Origin of the sequence: Methylophilus glucosoxydans (genome assembly GCF_042676145.1) — a bacterium.
Lineage (GTDB): Bacteria > Pseudomonadota > Gammaproteobacteria > Burkholderiales > Methylophilaceae > Methylophilus > Methylophilus glucosoxydans.
Genome location: NZ_JBHTJW010000003.1, coordinates 1 through 19,285, shown reverse-complemented (window position 1 = coordinate 19,285; position 19,285 = coordinate 1). Strand labels below are relative to the sequence as shown.

Here is a 19,285-nt window from a genome sequence, read left to right as displayed (position 1 = left end):
TTCAGGAACCCACTGACAAAAGTCAGTTTTTGTATTACCAGTCGAAACCCACTCTAAAATGCAACCGCGTATCACCGCTTTCATACATACCAGCAGGTTTGGTTGCTCTCCGCCCATTTTCAAGCTCCCAGCTTGACTGCAAAACGCGGGCAAAATCCAGCCGCATAAATAACCCTCGCAAGCCTTTTACATCTACGCCAAATCCATAAGACGACAAAATATAGCGCTCAATTTGTGAAATCCTGTCGTCGGCAAAAGAAAGTGGATTACGTGTTTTGGCCAGACCATAGTCATAAAAACCCAGCAGGCGTAACTCTTTCACCCAAGAGCCAACATATTTTTGCAAGGGCGGTGTCCGCAACTCCATCGTGAGGTTGGCACCATTGTCACCGAGCGCACTGGCTTCAAGAAAGCCGCGTACGGTATCTAGGCCACCCAAAAAGAACTGCTCATTGGAAACCAAAGAGTCACCTGTGACCTGACCACCAATAGAACCGTAGGCTTGCCATTGGTATGGCAAGGTGTGTGTGTGCTCAAGCTGACCGCGCAAATAAGAAAAATTTGGCCGCGCCAAATAACGCCTGAGTGCAAACTCTTTTTCATCATTGACCAACGCTTTGGTAGAAAACACAAAGTTCAAGTCCAGTTTGGTTGTACTTGCAGAGGTAGATAGATTGCCGTTGTAGCCAATCAAAAAAGGCAAGTAAGTAATCGGATTACTGTCCAAGTCGGCACCCAATCGCCGAGTATTTTGCTGAAAATCCTTGTAATCGACACCGAGTGTCACATTGTGATTAAATCCAGAAATCGGGCTAGGCATCGGATGGATGTAGCGCAGTCCGTACAAATCCCCCCTGCCGACCACATTCAAATCACCCACAGCACTAATATCACTTTCATTAACCGCACCATAAATGGCCCAGTAGTCTCCGGCATAAGGGATCACATAGGTGGCTGAAAAGACCTTGACCTGATTTGTATCTTCAGGGGTCACCTGAAAACCTAAACCAAGACTATGATCGCTCTGCCATAGATTGTCGTATCTCAAGTTGCCGGAAAGCCGCGTTTTAGTCGTGTTAGGCGTATAGCGATTGTTGTATTCCATACTGGCGTGTAATGGAAGCTTGTCGTCTACTTTCAAATCCACTTCGACCATGCCAGGTGTTTTGCCAGGGCGCAACACAGGCGCGACAACACGATCCTGATTGATATTCACTGAGGCAATTTGTTTCTGCACAGTTGGAAAATGTGGAACCTGACCTTCCTTGAACTCGGTAACACTTTGTCTGATCTTACCGAGAGAGTAGTACCGGGAGCCAACAACATTGAGCCGCTCAACCCTGCCTTCCAGCACGTCCAGCTTCACAAGCCCGGCATTGACTTCCTGCTCGGGAATATTCACAAATACGGTGAGATAACCCGCATCATGAAACGCTTTCTCAAGCGCACTGCGTGCCTTCTCGACATCTTCAATCGTGCGTTGCTCTCCAAGATAGGGGTAAACCGCTTTTTCAATGTCAGAAATACCCAGAACAGTATTGCCCTCAATCACATATTCAAAAATATCAAACTGATCTTTGTTTTCTGCTTGTGGTTCGACCAGTGCTTTCGCCTTAGCCTCGTCGCTAATTGTTGTGCCCCATGCATTCATCGGTTTTGGTGCAGATAGCTCGGTCTCCTCCGCATACAAGGCAAAAGACCAAAGCGCACAGGTCAAAGTTATTACACGTAGCAACAATTGCAAGCCCTTTCAAAATCAGTTGAATCGCCAAAGGCGCTTCTTAAGGCTTGCCATTTTGAGAGCACACCGTGTCACAAAGATGAAATGCGGACTAGTCCGGTGGCTGATTTGGTTAGCCCGAGTGGGTCATTGCAGCGATCCGATGAGATCAAGTCGTTTCTATAGCAATCGAATGCGAATCAATGAATCAGTGGGTGGCTGAAAAATGCGTTTGAATGGTGCTGTGTATACATCAACGAGCATTCAAAAACCAGAGCATAAATAAAAAAGCACACCTGGTAAGGTGTGCTTTAAATCAGCATACTACGACTTTTGATCGTAGTGATTACTATGACTTAGAACAACATCTGGTTTGCTTGGCAATTGTTACCACTGCGTGTCATTTTTGCCACTTCTTCACCAGCGACGCATGATGAGCCGGCCAGTGGGTTCAATGTCAAACCACGTGGAACATCAGCACAAGCCAAGCCTGCAAATGCACCCACGATCTCACCAATCACTGTCTCACCAAAAGTACCAGCAGCGGAGTTAGCCACAAATGAAACCATTTCCATGTGGAAACCATACTGGCCATTGGCAGCATTGAAACGGGCATTTGGATCATACTTAGTCGTTGTTACGTCTACCAATACGCCATTCACAGCTTCCTGAGCAGCGTAAGTCTTCCCTGCTTGTGGCATTTCAGGGTGAATTCCATCAACCTTGATAAAACGGTAACCATTGCGTGCAGTATTAACTTCTGTACGCCAGTTGTTTTCCAGCGACATAATGCCAATTACATAATCATCTTCTTGTGTTGATGTGGAATTTTTGAACTTGGACTTCAGTGAAGAGGTAGAGGAATCCTCAGTCACGATGTATGTAGGAACCTCAAGGCTTGCAGCAGATGCTGCAGATTGTGGAGGCAATGCACCCAAAATCGCAGGATCACCATTACATGGGTTCTTCAAGAAGAACGCATTTGAAGAGGCTTGTGTACCTGAAGTATCGACACGACGACCAATACGTATTTGAGCCGTTTTATTGCTCCCAATAATATTGTCCCAAGTAGCTCTTGGAACAATATTGTTCCAGTCAGTATAAGTACCAGTAATCAAGGCCGTGTATTGCGCGCTGCTGATACTAGGTGCGTTTTCTGGATCGAAACCTGGGTCTAACGCATCAGTATTTTTGGCAATTTTTTGTGCAGTTTGCAATGCGCGATACAGAGGGGCAGACACTGCAACACCAAATACCTGACCTACGTTAGCAGGTGCTTGTGAACCCACAGCACTGACATCTTTGCCAAACAATTGCGCTTCAACATCAGAAAAACCACCTGCTGGCAAGGTTGGTGCATTGTCATTTAGAGTTGCACCAACGCCAGTAGCACAAGTACGATAAACACGAACAGCAGTCTGGTTGTCATTCACACGGATAGTAGGCCCAGCCACACAGCCGTTGTTGGATAAGCTATTCAGATTTTTAAGACGAGTTAATTTAACGCCATCAACGTGGGGCGCAAATGCGTTATAAGAGCCACCAGCAATGGTGTGATACAACACTGAAACAGTGCCGCCACGCTTACAAGCATAACCAAGGTTATCGCCTGCAGAGCCTGGTCTTACAGCATTTGTGGTTGTTTGATCATGGAAGAATGACAAGGTATCTGGATCACAACCAGCAGCAAACCCCTGGAACACATTGTATGTAGGTGCAGAAGCGCCTGAAATCCAAGCTTCATGCAGGCTGCCATTTTGCTTGGCTGATTTAATATCATCTGGCGTCACTGGCACAGCAAATACTTGACCTGCCATCAAAGTGCCAGCAACAGCCAGCAACAGTTTATTTAATGTAAACATTTTCGCTTCCTTCAGTAAAAGTATCTATATGATGAGGAGCCAGCTTTTGGCTGGCTTTCAATTCATGGCTTTTAATGTTGTTCTTAAGCCTTGCGACGACGTGCAACCAGACCAATCACACCCAAACCTGCCAACAACATGGCGTAGCTGTCAGCTTCTGGAACAGGAGCAGCAAAGGTCAACACACCGGCACTGCTCAGGCTAAATGTATAGCGGCCATTTGCATTGCCCAGTGTAAATTCTGTAACTGGAGCAGGTGCGTTAGCGCCTGTAAACACTTGACGAATATCAGCTACCTCACCCAGGCGTTTTGTTGTATCGTAGCCAGTACCATTAATACGACCAGATGTGCCATAGGCCTTACTTTCAGCAAAAGCTGCTCCTGCTGTAGCAGTACTAGCACCATTTGCAACATCAGCGTGGTTACCTAAGCTCTGGTTAGCTTTCAAATAGTCATCAAAGTTTGTTAATGATGATTGCATTTGCGTAGTTGAAACAAACTTGGTACCTGATGCATAAGTAGTGATAACGTTTCTCGAACCTGCTGCACCACCTGTGTTGTCAGCAGACATTACACCCCATTGCAAAGCAGCATTATCTTGGGCAATTGACCAGAAGCTGCTCCATGCGCTTGCGTAGTCACCTTTTGTCAGATCCCAGCTCAATACACCACCATTTGCTGTTGCTTGGGAAACCATAGCGCTGAACTGGCTATTATTAAAACCAAGATCAAACAATGCAGAAACATTATTGGTGTTATCAACTACAGTCAGGAAGAAACTGGAGTCTCCACTTGCGTTCAGATCAAACGCCGCCTGTGCAGACAAGGATGCTGTAGACAACGCCAACGCGGCTACCAATGCTTTATATTGAAATTTCATAAACCTCTCCTAAGAATTATTAAAAACAGCTGAAAGAACAGACCATCAAGATGGCGATTTAAAACACAACATCAGAAATATTGTCAGGCTGGCATGTCATACATATGATTTGCAGTTAGTCCACATGGACTAGTTCAAAACAAAAAGAATTTGCCAGTCGATTAATCCAGCAGAGTGTAAGGAGAGGAGATGACATCCATTCAACAAAGACTAGTCCTATCGGACTATATTGGCTTGAAGACGGTACAAAATAAACGACAGCAGGTTTACTGCTTTCTATGAATTAACCCTAGTTTTAGCGCCTTGCTCGCAGCCTGACTACGATTTTCAACATCGAGCTTACGCAAAATATTCTGGACGTGGTTTTTGATTGTGAGCGGGCTGACTTGCATAATATTGCCAATTTCCCAATTGGTTTTTCCGACCAGCAACCACTCAAGCACCTCAACCTCCCGCTTGCTTAACGGCTTGACTCGACCGTTTTTGGTTGCGGTTGATAATACAGATGGACATTTGTTAGAGGTAACTTTGACAATCGCACAGTGCAAGTGTGGCATCAACAACTCAAGAAGATGTGCAGTACGTGCGTTGGATGGGGAGCTCAAGCGGCCAAACATCACCATGGTGGCAATTCGGCTATGCTCATTGCCAAATCCATGCACCACGAACCGTTTAAGCTCAGAAGCTAGCATATGCTCGGCAGCAATTTGTTCTATTGCATAATGACTATGAACCTGTGATGCGTGTTCGGTGGTATAGAACAGAGGGGTACCAAGTTTTCCCCACTGCATAAAAGCCTGATTAACAAGACCGTCTTGTTCGTGCAACACCAGATCGAACTGCGCATCACCGAAATAACGACTAGAGGTCAGATACTCGTAATCGTAACTGGCACGCTCCATGCCACGCACAGCGATAATCACCACTTCGTGGGCAAGCAAATATTGAAAGCCACGCTGCAGCCAGTTAAATAAATGTGCACGATTTTGCAGACGAAGTGATTCCTCGATCACCTCCATAAATAGCGTGCGTTGTTCCTCATTCAGTGCCAACGTCCATTGATCATTGGCCTGATCGTTCCCTGTGATTATGGTGTCCATGTGTTGTGCACATTGATATAAATGTGCAGCAAGTGTGCTCAAAATTTGTGACACAAAAATGATTGCACAGCGTCAGTTTGTTGATGAATTAATGACAATGGATTAATACGCGGACTATTATTTACGAAGAGAGAAATTCATCAGACAAAGCAGTCATCAAGCAACAGCAATGGTTATAGAAGCATTCACGCACTGAGCGCTCATTAACAATATAACCAGTCTACGTGTCTTAAGAATGTCACTTGCGCATGAGACTATTGAGAAATGCGAAACCTCGTAGTCAAATTGCGTGTATTTTTTGTGCTCACCTTACTGGTGTGCATTCCAGCACACGCGGCTGACGCGATTGAACACCTGGCCGGACAAATTGTACTGGACCCTTCTGATGACACAGAAATTGTGATCAGCAATACCGGGGGGACGGACACAGAAACCGAGCCAGTAATTGCAGACGACGGGCGCAAAACCTTGACAGGGTCTCGTTGGTCCACAGCGCACTTGCCCTATCAGGCAGAAGTACAAGCGGCGGCACAAGTCACACAACTCGAGCCTGCATTGATTCATGCCGTGATTGCTACCGAGTCTGGCTACAATGCCAAAGCCACTTCGCCCAAAGGTGCTTATGGCCTGATGCAGGTGATGCCTGCCACTGCTAAAACGCTGACCCCTACCCCGGTGCGTGCCTGGTCTGCCTCGCAGCAAATCTTGTGGGGATCCCGCTATTTAAAGCAGCTCATGGACTTGTTTGAAGGCGATGTGGTGCTGGCGCTGGCGGCTTACAATGCTGGTCCGCAAGCGGTCAAATCGCATCAGCGGACGGTGCCGCCTTATGCTGAGACTCAGCAATATGTGCCTAAAGTATTGCGCTACTATCAGGTATTTAAGTCCAAACTCATCCAGCCGCTGCATTAGCGGTTGGCCCAGGCCTCTTCCAACCCGGCCAGGCTATTCGGCTCGTATACAAACTTCCAGTCACTGTAATGCTTGGCCGCCTGAAAGTCGGCTTGCGTATCCTGAAAACCGTTGCGACGGATGGGCACAAGCGTAGACGGACTGTAGACGCCGATGATGCGCCCGTCCTTGAGGATCAGGCGCATGCCCTGCTTGACCGCAAAAGGGTCTGCGTACACTTTGCGCAGATGTCTTTTAGGCACAGGAAACCGTTTGTCTTCTAACAGCTCTTCAAGACTCCCCGGGTATTGTTTAACGGCTTGCGGCGTAGATTCATAATAGCGGCCGATTGCCAGCCGGTAAGCCTCTCCCACCTCAAGCAAGAGCGCCTCATTGCTACGCTGGGACTGTTGCTGCCAAAGGCTGGCCGCGCCCTGCATGGCAATGGCGGCAATCGCCAGGGTGACCATGATGCCTAAATACGAAAAGCCGCGCAGGAACACGCCTCCAGGCAGAGAGGTGACTGCTGGTTTAACAGGCCTCATATCAAGCGACATAGCCCTGGCCCATTACCAGTCCGTATAGGCGCTGCCATCCGAAGCCTGGCCGGTCGCACTGCTATGCAAGGTATAAACGCCACCCAGCAAAGGCAGCTCTGGCGGTGTAATTACCCAGGTATCGTTATGCTCCAAGATTGGATCCCAAGGTAATTTGTCCAGATAGCGCTTGTCCACTAGCTCTTGCAAGCTTTCCGGGTATTGCCCCTGATCGGCATAAAATTCATCCAGCGCCTTGCGCGTGGTGATTAACTGTTGTTTGAGCGCCTGCTCTTTGGCCCGTTGTACGCCAGAAAAATAGCGCGGCAGTGCCAGCGACAGTAGCAAGGCTAAAATCGACAGTACCACCAATAACTCCACCAGCGTGAAGCCACGCCACCGCCGCCAACGACTACCACTGCGCATAGGGAACTCCATTCAGGCCGATGCGCGGGCTCAGTGAATACACATCATAGACATCCTGGTTATAGCGCGGCTGGTCGGGTGGACTGTCATAACTACGCAAGCCCCAAGCCGCCACTGGTGCTGTGTCGTCGCGCTTGTTGAGCATGGGATCAAAAGGGATGCGCCTTAAAAAACGTAATTTTTTGTGCTTGGGGTCTTTAAGGTCGTCGACGCCCTCGACCAACACTTGCAAGTTGGGCGGGTAACCGCTGGCATCTGAATTTTTTTTCACCCGGCCATCCTCCGCCGCCTTTTTATAGGCATCAATCGCGCGGCGGATATCATGCAAATGTGTACGCAACTGTTGTTCTTTTTGCCGCTGCACGGTGACTTGTATCATGGGCGTGGCAATGCTGGCCATGATGGCGATAATCGCCAGCGACACCATGAGCTCAATCAACGTGAATCCACAGTCTGGGCAAGCACTAGACTGCAAGCACGCGCGTTGGCGCATCAGGGGATCTCCTTGGGCGCTGGCAAACTGGTCGTGCCCTGTTCGGGCAAGTCCCTGATATTGTTTGAAAGACCATCTGATGAGGGCGTCGCTTGTGGCGCGGCATTTGTATTGGCCGGTGTCGTGTCTGGCGCGGGTAAGGCCGGTTCGGGCGGCGGCGCAGCGTCAGGCGTATCATTGGCGGGCTCATTGGCAGGTGTGTTGCTGCCCTCATTTAACTCATTTTGCCGCTGTAACTGCAGCTCACGGATTTGCTGGCTACGTGTGAGGGTAGGCGCAGCTGGCATGCTGTTCATCAGTGGTTTGTCTGAAATCACGCTGTCGGTGCCACTCCAGTACTCAGAGAAGGTGGCTTCTGGCAAAGTGACGTTACTGATAACCTTGGGCGTAATCGCCAACACAATTTCTGTTTTACTCTTGTCATCGGTGTTGTTGGAGAACAGGCGGCCCAAGATCGGGATTTCGCCCAGCCCAGGTAATTTGGTTGCGTTCTTGCGCTCGGAATCCTGGATCAAGCCGGCCAGGATCTGCGTTTCGCCATGCTTAAGCCGCAGGATGGTGCTGGCATTGCGGGTACCAATATTGTAAACCTTGGAGTTATTGCTCAAGGTCACAGCCTCACCCAGTGAGCTGACTTCGAGGTTCACCTTGATGCTGACAAAATCATCCAGCATGATGCGCGGCTCGACTTCCAGCTTGAGGCCAACATCGACATAGGACACGCTCTCGGAAGTCCCCACATTGGCGGTGGTATTGGTGGTGATGACCGGCACCTTGTTACCCACCAACACCTTGGCTTTTTCGTTATTTTTGACGCGGATCCGTGGATTGGATAACAGATTCAAATCACTGTCTGTGGTTTTGAACTGTACCCCGGGGTTTGGGCTGACGCCAATATCACTCGACTTGATGCTCTTGAGCGCCTCCAGTGTCAAAGGGCTATTGAGCACCGTGAGTGAGGTGGGATAGCTGATGCCCAGTTGTTGCAGCTTGCCACGCGTGACCTCCATCACCTCAATTTCGAGCATGACCTCAGGGTCAGCAATATCCTGCGCCTTGATCATTTTTTCTGCCAAGGCCAACACTTCCGGCCGGTCACGCAACACCAGCATGTTCAGGCGCTCATCGACATACACATCACGGATTTTTAAAATCGTCCGTAACATATCCGCGCACTGCTTGGCACTGGTGTTGGCAAAATAAAAGTTACGGATCAACAGGTCCTGATAGTCTTTGTTTTTTTGCTGGGTGGCGGGATACACCAACACACTGGTGGGGGACAGCACTTTTTTCTGCAAGCCGTTGCTGGCCAGCACCATCTCCACCGCTTCTTCAATTGGCATTTTCTTGACGAACACCGAGGCCTTGGTCTCGGCTTTAATGTCTTTATCCAGCACAAAATTAATCCCGGTGGCTTTGGACAATGCCTCAAACACTACCTTGATGTTGGCATCCCGCAATTCCAGCGTGACCGGTTTGTTGATGGCGGTTTGCAATTGCGGCAGGCTGGCACGTGCACGCGGCTCCATGGCTATCAGTTGCTTTTCCAGCGCCTGTGCTTCGCTATTGGTCGGTTGCTCCAACAAAATATCGCGCACTTCCTTGAGTGCCTGCTTGGGCTGGTTGATATGCTGCTTGGCAATCTCTAACTGCTTGCGCAGCACAATTTCACGATCACTGGCACGCGCATAATCCAGCGCTTTAGGTTGATAAGGATCCAGCGTCAGGATGCGGGCATAAGCTTGCTTGGCCGTGGCAATATCGCCTTTGGCATCTGCCGCAGCGGCGTCCGCCAGCAAGGCGTTGATTGCCAGCTCACGCTCGCGAAACCAGCGGTTGCGCAAAGTCACATCCGCAGGATGCTCTGCCACCTGTTGGGCCAGCTCTTGGACTTTGCCTTCCGGGGTCGTCGCCGTCAGTTTGTGCGGAAACAGGCCGCACGATGACAGTACCAGCGTACAGGCAGCGAAAGACAAACTGCGTGGCACGCTTGACCATGATCGCAGACTTGGATTCAAAACATTCATTGGTTTAACATTTCTTCTGTTGGATTGTTTTCTGGCTCAACCTGACGCGTGGTTGCCGCTTTGCTTTTACTCAACACCACCCCTTTGTTTAATGGCAGGTAGGTGAAATACACCGCCTGCATATCCTCGCGGTCCAAGCGCCATTGCGTGTCGACCTGTGAGCCCAGTTTGGGCATCAACATCTTTTTCTGCTGCATTAAAATCACCAAGTCGCCCCCCGGCATCTCCTTGAGACTACCGACATAGCTATAAGGCAAAGGCGGCGCCTGCGGCGGAGGGGGTGGGGGCGGCTTGACCGGGGGCGGTAACCACTCATGCGCTGCAAACAACACATGCGCAGGCTTGCCCGCGGGCAATTTGCGCTTAAAATACGCGGCCTCTGGCATGGCTACGGTTTCGTCTTGAGGGCTGGCAGTTTGACTGCTCGCCACACGCGCGGACGGCTGATGCGTATCTGTGCGACTGTCACTGCGGTCGACACTGACTGGCACAGACTGAGCCACAGCTGTCTTCTTGGCAGGTCTGACCGCAACCAGATCAAGCTCCGCTTGAGGCGCTGCCGACCATTGCCAGTAGACCAAGCCCAACGTTAACAGCAAGGCCAGCCAAATCACGGGCGAAGTCGAGGATTTGGCGCTAACTGCCATGCTTGCGCCCTCCCCGGATAAACACTGAAAACGTCAGCGTCGCGTCCAGCATCGGCTGCATGGTCTCGTTTTTGCGCAACTCAAGGCCAGTCAAGGCCATGGCAGGATATTGCCGCAACACATCGACAATAAACTGCCGGCAAGTTAGGTAATCGGTCTGAATATTGAAGCGCATGTCATATTGCTGAATCTCTTGCGTGGCATCACTGGCGGCATGCAGTTGCCACTGGTAATCGCCCACATTCAAGGCCATCTGGCGTTTTTGCGCCAGGCGCGCAATCTGCATCATGCGCGGTGACAGGTCGGCAAACTCTGGTAATTGCTGCCATAAGGCGGCCAGGTATTCCGGCGCATTTTCGCTCACCACCGGTTTGGCAATGACGGTTGAGGCCGGGGCCACAGGTGCTACCGGTTGGCTCTCAAGCTGCTGGATGGCTTGCGTGAGCAAGGCAATTTGCGCCGTGGTGGCAGACTGCTGCTGCGACAACACGCCCCATAAGACGAGCAACAAGACGCTCATCAGCATGGGCAGCCAGCCAAGATACCAAGCCGCACGGCGTAGCAGCCAGACCATAGTCAGGGCCGAAAACATACGTGCCGATTTCATGGTTGCCAGCCCCCCTGAATTTCGAAGCTGACCGGGCGCTGCGGATGGCTGTCATTGACCTGGTGTTTTTGCAAATGCACCTCATGCAGCGTCGTCAGGCCTTGCAAATGACTCACATAATTCAATAACGCCGCGTAGCTCTTCGCCTCGCCTGACAATACAAATTGGCCGCGATTGGCATCAGGGGTCAATTGCAACAACGCGATATCGGCGACCTGGCTCGCTTCTAGCGCCTGCAACAAGTCAAACCAGCGCACATTGAGTTGCTGCACAATTTTTTGCGCCGCCTTTTGTTGCGGCTGGCTTAATACCGCTACCGGCTTGATGTTGGCTTGACTCAGTGGGTCTTGCTCAGTACGCGGTGCAGCGCCCTGCATTGCGGACTGCTGCTCGGTCAGTTGCTGCTGCCGCTCAGTGAGTGACTGCAAGTGCGCGGTTTGCCCGGCCTCTTCGGCATAGGTGAGCCATACCGTCATCAATAATGCTGCCACCAGCGCCAGTCCTGGCCAACGCACACGTTGCCAGGCAAATAACGGACGCGCAAAATCCATATGATACTCAGGCTGCAGCCACATGACTGACCTCCTGACGCAACTGAGTGAGCGGTCTCGCTGATGGCAACAGCTGCCAGTTGACCTGACCCGCCAAAGCTTGTTTGAGGCGATGACCGGTATTTAACGCCCTGTGGTTGCCGGGCTCGGTTACCCAGTAACACGCTGACGCCTGCACGCCCAGCAAAGTACGTTCACGCAACACCCAGTCTGCCATGGTTTCCACTGCCTGCAGAGAGGTCGCCAGCCCAGCCACATGCATGATACGCCCTTGCTCAAGCTGCAACAGCCTGAGCATTTGCGGCTCTGCGGTTAGCACGGTACCGGTTTTGGGCAGCCGGGTGTTGGCCCACAAGGCGCAAGCATAGGCTTGCACCTGCCATTGCAGGGCATGCGGACGTAACAACGCAGTCCAATCCAGTGTCTGCAACACCGGGATAGCCACCAGCAGGCTATCTTGTGGTTGGCAAACATCCTGTAAGCGGAAAGGCCAGCTACGTGCGGCTTCACCATAAGTTTGCATAAGCATGGCGCGCGCATAGGCTTGCTGATCCTGCCCGCTCCAGTCAAATGCCTGCAGACCTTGGGTCATGGCAGGCAAGCGCATCAGATGCACATGCTGGTCAGCGAGATAGAGTTCTATCTTTTGCCAGCGTGTGGCTGGCAACTGTGCCAGCACTGCCTGTAATGCTGGCTGCAACGCAAGTGCATCTGCGCCTGACCAGGCAGTCGTCGCAAAGACAGGGGACGAAGCAAAACCCACCGGAATATGTTCGGCCTGCAACTGGTCAGACAACACCAGGATCCGCGTCAGGCCAAGTACGCTGAACTCAGGCAACAAACGTGACACGGTTAACCTCCTGCAAACTGGTCATGCCTTCAGCCACGGCGCTGATCGCCGCCTCGCGGATGGTACGCATGCCATTTCTGGCAGCCGCCTCTTTCAACTGGCGGATCGGCTGGCGGGCAATAATCATCTCGCGCAACTCGTCATTAAGCACCAGTATTTCGGCCACCGCTTTACGGCCTTTGTAACCCGTGCCGCGGCAATGGCCACAGCCCTGGGCATGCATAAACTGCATGCTGGCGGCCTGCTCAGCGCTTAAGCCAGAGGCACTGAGCAAGTCAGCATCCGGCACAAACGGCTCGGCACAATGCGGACACAAGGCGCGCACCAGGCGCTGGGCAATAATGCCATTCACTGCTGACACAAAATGGTAAGGGTCTACGCCCATATGCATGAAACGGCCGATGACATCGAGCACACTGTTGGCATGCACGGTAGAAAACACCAGATGGCCAGTCAGCGCCGCTTGCACGGCAATTTGTGCAGTCTCGGCATCGCGGATTTCACCCACCATAATCTTGTCCGGGTCATGCCGCAGAATTGACCGCAGGCCGCGCGCAAAGGTCAGGCCTTTTTTCTCATTGACCGGGATTTGCAGCACGCCAGGCAACTGGTACTCAACCGGATCTTCAATGGTGATGATCTTGTCAAACCCTGTATTCACCTCTGAAATGGCGGCATATAAGGAGGTGGTTTTACCACTGCCGGTTGGGCCAGTGACCAGCACCATGCCATACGGCTCGCTGGCTAATTTGCGGAATCTGGCAATCACATCGGCATCAAAGCCAAGCGCTTTCAAACTCAAGCCTTGCGCCTGTTCGGTCAAGGCCTTGCGGTCCAGCACCCGCAGTACGGCATCCTCGCCAAACGCACTGGGCATGATAGAGACACGAAAATCAATCAGGCGGCCCATGGCATGCACTTTAAAGCGGCCATCTTGCGGAATCCGGCGCTCAGCAATATCGAGTTGCGCCATGACCTTGATCCGCGAAATAGCCTGCTCGGCACTGTCCAGACCGGGGCTATTGGCGATACTGGCCATCACGCCGTCAATCCGGTATTTCACGGCCAGACCGCCTGCATGCGTTTCGAGGTGGATATCGCTGGCGCCTGTTTTGAGGGCATCATATAAGGTGGAGTTAATCAGCTTGACGATGGGGTTGGCATCTTCGTGAATGGACTTGAGCGAGAGCTGCATGACCAGCTCGTCCTCGCCTTCTTGCATTTGCTCACTGGGCAAACCTACGCCATCCATGGCGCGCATGGTTTCTTCTTCGCCCGCGAGGTAGGCGCTAATCTCCAGCCGATGTGCCAACTGCCAGACAAACGGCTGCTTTACGGCATGCTGTACCCACAATGGCAATTGGCGGTTAAACGGGTCAGCAAACACCAGAATGAGTGTTTTTTGCGCGTCATAAAACGCCAGACACTCTTTTTGCTGGGCTTCGTTATAGCTGATGACCTCAAAAGCCACCTGCCACTCGCGCATATCGCGCATGGTGGCGACCGGGTAATGCAGCAAGTCAGCCAGTTGGCTCACCAGGATTTCCGTGTCCACCGGGAGCAGGTCTTCGAGCACCTCGATCACGCGCCGTTGCTGTTGCAAGGCCTGCGTTTGTGCTTGCGATAATAGTTCTGCAGAGAGCGACTGTAGTGGCTCAGCAGGCACGTGCTGATTGGGGAGAGGCTGGTTCATTGAATTTGTCCTGCCAGTTCAAAAATGGGCATATACAGCAACAGCACCACCACGCCGATCACCAGGCCAATAAACAGCATGAGCAAGGGCTCAAACAGCCGGGTAAACCAGTCTATCCAGCGTGCCAGCTCTTCATCATAAAAGCTGGCGATGCGGTCCATCATTTGTGCCACATTGCCCCCCCGTTCGCCCACCAGCAACATACGCTCGCCAATCGGCGTCGTCATGCCGTTGACCTGGAAGGCTTGCGACAGGGGTTGCCCCTGGCTAATCATGGTTTGTGCCTGCTTGAGACTCAACGCAAGACTGCTATCCAGCAATCCTTCCAGCGAATCAAGCGCCACCATCACAGGGGTCCCTCCCGCCAGCAACATCCCCAACGTGCGGTAAAAGCGTGCCAATTGATAGAGTTGCAGCTTTTCACCGATGGCAGGAATACGCCACAAGGTGCGTAACATCCACTGCCGCATGGCTGGATGTTTCAATAACACGACCAGCATGACCAATACACTGACCAGTAGCGTCAACATCAGCTCGCCATGCTGGGCAATCAGGCTGCCCCATTGCAGCATCAGCTGCGACATCCAGGGCAAGTCTGCCCCCGTGCCTTCGTAGACACTGCTGAATTTAGGTACAACAAAGCCCATCAAAAACGCAATGACCAAGCCGCCAACCCCGATGAGCAGCAGCGGGTAAATTGACGCGCTGACGATTTTCTTTTTGAGTAATGACACCTGATTGTCATAAGCGATATAGCGAGACAAGGCATTGCCCAGGTCGCCCGTGCGCTCGGCGGCTTTCACCGTGGCGATATAGAGGGGCGGAAATACAGCTGACTGACGCTCTAAAGCCGCAGAAAACGACTTACCCTGCTGCAGTGATTGCAAGATGCCTTGCAAAACACCACGCGTGTGATCCTGCCGCAAAGCCAGTGCATCAATGGCTTCGACGAGGTTCAAGCCGGAATCGAGCAAGGCCAGCAACTCCTGGCTGAACAAAGCCAACGGAAACGCCTGGCGCTTGGCTACTTTGCCCTGCTTTTGTGCCTGCAGCGAGACCAGCAACAAGCCTTTCGCCTTTAACTGGGCGTAAGCATCCTGCTCATCATCGGCTTGCAGCTCCACCATGGTCAGGGTGCTGCCATTCAACACTTTTGCCTGATATTGCATGGCATTTACCAGTTGCTGATATCCTGCGCTTCGTCACTGCCACCGACCTGGCCATCCTTACCCAGGCTGTAGAGATCATACTCGCCGTGCTGGCCGGGCATACGGTATTGGTAAGGCTTGCCCCAAGGGTCGTTGGGCACTTCTTTTTTCAAATAAGGGCCGGCCCAGTTTGGCTGGTTATCTGGGTTATTCATCAGGGCCGTCAAACCTTGTTCGGTACTCGGATAATGCCCGACATCCAGACGGAACTGATCCAGAGCCTGCTCCAGCGCGGCGATCTGCGCTTTGGCCGTTTTGACTTCTGACTTGCCAATCTGCTGGAAATATTTGGGGCCGACATAGCCGGCCAACAGGCCGATAATGACCATCACCACCAATAACTCCAGCAAGGTAAACCCGCGATTACAACGGATAGCAAGACTAGCCATCGAAAATACTCCATGAAAATTTGATGACAATACTAAGCAGATTAGATTGCAGAAAAGTGGCGGTAATATGACAGACTGTCACAATTGAACAGAGGCGACGCCAAGCACAGCCATAAAAAAATCAGGCCGAATGGCCTGATGATTCAAACGTGATATTAGAAAAGGAAACGTCTGGTAGTTGAACGGGCTATTCGCCCAGAAAACCACCACTCTGATGCGTCCATAATTTGGCGTAAATCCCATCCTGCGCCAACAAGGCCTGATGCGTGCCGGTTTCGACCACCCGCCCCTGATCCAGCACAATCAACCGGTCCATGGCTGCAATGGTGGACAAGCGGTGCGCAATCGCAATGACGGTTTTACCTTCCATCAACTGCGACAAATGATGTTGAATAGCGACCTCGACTTCAGAGTCCAGGGCACTGGTGGCCTCATCCAGCACCAGAATAGGCGCATTTTTCAGCATGACACGGGCAATGGCAATGCGCTGCCGCTGCCCACCAGACAGTTTAACCCCGCGCTCACCGACATGGGCGTCATAGCCGGTACGGCCTTTAGCATCGCGCAAGGTGAGGATAAAGTCATGTGCCTCGGCCCGCTTGGCAGCCACTATCATCTCTTCATCGCTTGCATCTGGGCGGCCATATAAAATATTTTCCCTGACGGAGCGGTGTAATAGAGAAGTATCCTGCGTCACCATACCAATCTGTTGTCGCAAGGAGTCTTGTTTCACTGAAGCGATCGCTTGCCCATCGATACAAATATGCCCGGCCTGAATGTCATAAAACCGCATCAGCAAATTGACGATGCTGGACTTGCCCGCGCCAGAGCGGCCGACCAGGCCGACACGCTCTCCGGGACGGATATGCAAATCGAACTGCTTCAACAGGGGTGGTTGCTTGTCATAAGCAAACTCCACTTTCTCAAATACGACTTCACCCTTAGGGACGTTTAACGCGACGGCATCTGGCTGATCGAGCACGCGGTTTTCAATCGACAGCGTATTCATGCCATCTTGTACGGTGCCAATTTGCTCGTACAACGAGGTCAGCTCCCACATGACCCAATGTGAAATGCCATTTAAGCGCAGGCTCATTGCCATCACCGCCGCAACCGCACCGGCAGCGACCAGGCCCTTTGACCACAGCCATAGCACCATGCTGCCACTGGCAATGATCAAACACATATTTAAAAAGTGATTGATACTCTCGACACAGCTCACCATGCGCATTTGCCCATGCACGGTATCCAAAAACTCTTGCATGGCCGATTGCGCATAGCTGGCCTCGCGCCCGGCATGCGAAAACAGTTTAACCGTGGAAATATTGGTATAGGCATCCGTAATCCGGCCGGTCATCAGAGAACGCGCATCTGCCTGATGCTGCGAGACTTTGGCTAAACGCGGAATAAAATAAACCAGCGCGCAGGCATACAAGCTTAACCAGCCTAAAAACGGCAAAACCATCCAAGGATGAAAGCTGCCCACCACCGTGACGATGGTAGTGAAATACAGCAACACATACACCATGATATCGGCCAGAATAAACCACACCTCGCGCACAGCCAATGAAGTCTGCATCACTTTCGCCGACACGCGGCCAGCAAACTCGTCCTGATAAAACCCCATGCTTTGATTGAGCATATGCTGATGAAACTGCCAGCGCAAACGCATTGGGAAGTTACCAGCCAATGTCTGATGCTTGAGTAAGGTCTGGAACAGAATGACCACGGTACTGCCAACCAATACCGCCGCCACTAGCCATAATGTAGATTGATGCGTCGTCCATAATTGTGACGGTTGGATGGCTGTCAACTTATCGACCACCTTGCCCATCAAGGCAAACAGCAAAGCCTCAAACGAGCCGATACAGGCTGTCAGCAGCGTCATGATTAAAATATAACGGCGCATCCCATACGAACAGGCCCACATAAAAGGCCAGAAACGCGTAGGTAAACGCGTCAGGATTTCGGCAGGAAACGGCGAAACCAGTGCTTCAAAACGGCTAAACAATCGCATCATCAACTACTTGGAATACACAGTACAAACGGCTTCTGCCGCAATACCTTCACTGCGGCCAGTGAAGCCCAGCTTTTCAGTCGTCGTCGCTTTGACGTTGACCTGTTCAATCGCCACATCGCAATCACTGGCAATGTTCATACACATCTGCGAAGTATGCTTGCCCAGTCGTGGCGCCTCACATATCACCGTGGCATCAATGTTACCAACCAGATAACCCTTGTCATGCAGCAAGCGCACCACATGCCGCAAAAGCTCGCGTGAATCTATGCCTTTAAAGCGCATATCTGTTGGTGGAAAATGCTTACCGATATCTCCCAACGCGACAGCCCCTAACAAGGCATCACAAATAGCGTGTAACAAGACATCTGCATCCGAATGCCCATCCAGTCCATGACTGTGCGGGATATTCACGCCACCGATAATGCAATCCCGCCCGGTTACCAGGGCGTGCACGTCAAAACCGTGCCCAATTCTCACAGGAATCATACTTTTTGCTTTCTATGACTGGCTCATCTGCATCAACGCAGCAACCACTTGCAGGTCGTCAGGATAAGTGACTTTCATGTTTTTAAGGCTACCTTGGACTAGTTTTGGGTGATGTCCCATCCACTCCATGGCTTGCGCTTCATCGGTAGGTTGTTTTTCGATCGAGTGACTGAGCGCAGATTGCAACTCCGCATATCTGAACATTTGTGGCGTTTGAGCCTGCCATAAATGATTACGCGGGATGGTCTCTGCAATCGTGGTCTGCGTCCCGGCACGCTTTAGCGTATCGGCCAGCGGCAAAGCCAGAATTGCTCCAGTATCGTCATCACCCACGCTGTCTATTAACCGTAATAGCATCTCATGATCTATGCCAGGCCGCGCGGCATCATGCACCAGAATCCAGTCTCGCGCCTGAACTTGAGTATTCAGGGCACGCAATCCGTTTAGCACACTTTCAGCGCGGGTCGCACCACCACACAGCAGCACGCGTGTTTTCTGGCATCCCGCAAGTAAAGCCGGTTGCCAGTCCTGATCATTCTCTGCGATAACCACCGAAATGCTAGCGATGGCTGCAAACGACTCAAATGTCTGGATTACATGCTTCAACAGCGGCTCACCATTCAATGGTAAATACTGTTTCGGTCGTGATGATTGCATACGCGAACCACGACCAGCACTGGGGATTAAGACATGATATTGAGACATCGTGTCATTTTAACATGTCTCTTTTAAGGCTTTATGCTCACACGTCTATTCCGCTGAAACTCTTGCTGAGATTTCTTGATAGCCCACCTGGGTCAATGACATACGCCTGTGTATTTTTTAAGATGTGTGTAAAAGAGGGAGAAGCAGCAGATCAACAACCGCTTGAGCGGTGTCAATTATATTTTACGCTGCA

19 protein-coding genes are annotated in these 19,285 nt (G+C 51.4%); 1 reads left to right on the top strand and 18 read right to left on the bottom strand.

What is annotated here, in order from left to right:
• Positions 1-34: 34 nt before the first annotated feature.
• The 4 genes from ACFQ1T_RS11830 to epsA form a co-directional block, all read right to left on the bottom strand.
• Positions 35-1,735: a ShlB/FhaC/HecB family hemolysin secretion/activation protein gene (locus tag ACFQ1T_RS11830; RefSeq protein ID WP_228518686.1), complete on the bottom strand. Its 1,701-nt coding sequence runs from the start codon at positions 1,733-1,735 to the stop codon at positions 35-37.
• 341 nt (positions 1,736-2,076) lie between these two features.
• Positions 2,077-3,582, bottom strand: coding sequence for a hypothetical protein (locus tag ACFQ1T_RS11825; RefSeq protein ID WP_194747427.1), 1,506 nt, complete (start codon positions 3,580-3,582; stop codon positions 2,077-2,079).
• Positions 3,583-3,665: 83 nt separating this feature from the next.
• A complete protein-coding gene (locus tag ACFQ1T_RS11820; protein ID WP_194747428.1) occupies positions 3,666-4,463 on the bottom strand; it encodes a PEP-CTERM sorting domain-containing protein in 798 nt (265 codons plus the stop codon).
• A 266-nt stretch (positions 4,464-4,729) separates the two neighbouring features.
• Positions 4,730-5,563, bottom strand: coding sequence for an XrtB/PEP-CTERM-associated transcriptional regulator EpsA (epsA, locus tag ACFQ1T_RS11815; protein WP_379077000.1), 834 nt, complete (start codon positions 5,561-5,563; stop codon positions 4,730-4,732).
• A gap of 264 nt (positions 5,564-5,827) precedes the next feature.
• On the opposite strand from epsA, the gene ACFQ1T_RS11810 reads away from it, so the two are divergent.
• Positions 5,828-6,475, top strand: a complete 648-nt coding sequence (locus ACFQ1T_RS11810) for a lytic transglycosylase domain-containing protein (protein WP_379076997.1) — start codon at positions 5,828-5,830, stop codon at positions 6,473-6,475.
• On the opposite strand, the gene ACFQ1T_RS11805 is transcribed toward ACFQ1T_RS11810, so the two are convergent.
• The 14 genes from ACFQ1T_RS11805 to ispD form a co-directional block, all read right to left on the bottom strand.
• On the bottom strand, positions 6,472-6,999 hold the full coding sequence (locus ACFQ1T_RS11805) for a type II secretion system protein (protein WP_379076994.1): 528 nt from the start codon (positions 6,997-6,999) through the stop codon (positions 6,472-6,474). The genes ACFQ1T_RS11810 and ACFQ1T_RS11805 overlap by 4 nt on opposite strands.
• A gap of 24 nt (positions 7,000-7,023) precedes the next feature.
• Positions 7,024-7,416: a type II secretion system protein gene (locus ACFQ1T_RS11800; protein ID WP_379076991.1), complete on the bottom strand. Its 393-nt coding sequence runs from the start codon at positions 7,414-7,416 to the stop codon at positions 7,024-7,026.
• Positions 7,403-7,909: a type II secretion system protein gene (locus ACFQ1T_RS11795; RefSeq protein WP_379076988.1), complete on the bottom strand. Its 507-nt coding sequence runs from the start codon at positions 7,907-7,909 to the stop codon at positions 7,403-7,405. The genes ACFQ1T_RS11800 and ACFQ1T_RS11795 overlap by 14 nt, the downstream gene beginning before the upstream one ends.
• A complete protein-coding gene (locus ACFQ1T_RS11790) occupies positions 7,909-9,936 on the bottom strand; it encodes a secretin N-terminal domain-containing protein (RefSeq protein WP_379076985.1) in 2,028 nt (675 codons plus the stop codon). Before ACFQ1T_RS11790 ends, ACFQ1T_RS11795 begins: the two co-directional genes overlap by 1 nt.
• Positions 9,933-10,583, bottom strand: coding sequence for a hypothetical protein (locus tag ACFQ1T_RS11785; protein WP_379076982.1), 651 nt, complete (start codon positions 10,581-10,583; stop codon positions 9,933-9,935). Before ACFQ1T_RS11785 ends, ACFQ1T_RS11790 begins: the two co-directional genes overlap by 4 nt.
• Positions 10,573-11,190, bottom strand: coding sequence for a hypothetical protein (locus tag ACFQ1T_RS11780; RefSeq protein ID WP_379076979.1), 618 nt, complete (start codon positions 11,188-11,190; stop codon positions 10,573-10,575). The genes ACFQ1T_RS11785 and ACFQ1T_RS11780 overlap by 11 nt, the downstream gene beginning before the upstream one ends.
• Entirely contained in the window at positions 11,187-11,765 is a 579-nt protein-coding gene (locus tag ACFQ1T_RS11775) for a hypothetical protein (RefSeq protein WP_379076976.1), read from the bottom strand. Before ACFQ1T_RS11775 ends, ACFQ1T_RS11780 begins: the two co-directional genes overlap by 4 nt.
• A complete protein-coding gene (locus tag ACFQ1T_RS11770; RefSeq protein WP_379076974.1) occupies positions 11,749-12,591 on the bottom strand; it encodes a hypothetical protein in 843 nt (280 codons plus the stop codon). Before ACFQ1T_RS11770 ends, ACFQ1T_RS11775 begins: the two co-directional genes overlap by 17 nt.
• Positions 12,572-14,284, bottom strand: coding sequence for a GspE/PulE family protein (locus ACFQ1T_RS11765; RefSeq protein ID WP_275357210.1), 1,713 nt, complete (start codon positions 14,282-14,284; stop codon positions 12,572-12,574). Before ACFQ1T_RS11765 ends, ACFQ1T_RS11770 begins: the two co-directional genes overlap by 20 nt.
• Complete coding sequence (locus ACFQ1T_RS11760) at positions 14,281-15,453, bottom strand: type II secretion system F family protein (RefSeq protein WP_379076970.1); 1,173 nt, start codon at positions 15,451-15,453, stop codon at positions 14,281-14,283. The genes ACFQ1T_RS11765 and ACFQ1T_RS11760 overlap by 4 nt, the downstream gene beginning before the upstream one ends.
• A 5-nt stretch (positions 15,454-15,458) precedes the next feature.
• Positions 15,459-15,881: a type II secretion system major pseudopilin GspG gene (gspG, locus tag ACFQ1T_RS11755; protein WP_194747452.1), complete on the bottom strand. Its 423-nt coding sequence runs from the start codon at positions 15,879-15,881 to the stop codon at positions 15,459-15,461.
• A gap of 187 nt (positions 15,882-16,068) precedes the next feature.
• Complete coding sequence (locus tag ACFQ1T_RS11750) at positions 16,069-17,898, bottom strand: ABC transporter ATP-binding protein (RefSeq protein ID WP_379076967.1); 1,830 nt, start codon at positions 17,896-17,898, stop codon at positions 16,069-16,071.
• Between the two features lie 6 nt (positions 17,899-17,904).
• Complete coding sequence (gene ispF / locus ACFQ1T_RS11745; protein WP_275357215.1) at positions 17,905-18,387, bottom strand: 2-C-methyl-D-erythritol 2,4-cyclodiphosphate synthase; 483 nt, start codon at positions 18,385-18,387, stop codon at positions 17,905-17,907.
• A gap of 12 nt (positions 18,388-18,399) precedes the next feature.
• Positions 18,400-19,092 carry a 2-C-methyl-D-erythritol 4-phosphate cytidylyltransferase gene (gene ispD / locus ACFQ1T_RS11740; RefSeq protein WP_379076964.1) on the bottom strand — a complete coding sequence of 231 codons (693 nt, stop codon included), beginning with the start codon at positions 19,090-19,092 and terminating at the stop codon, positions 18,400-18,402.
• Positions 19,093-19,285 lie beyond the last annotated feature (193 nt).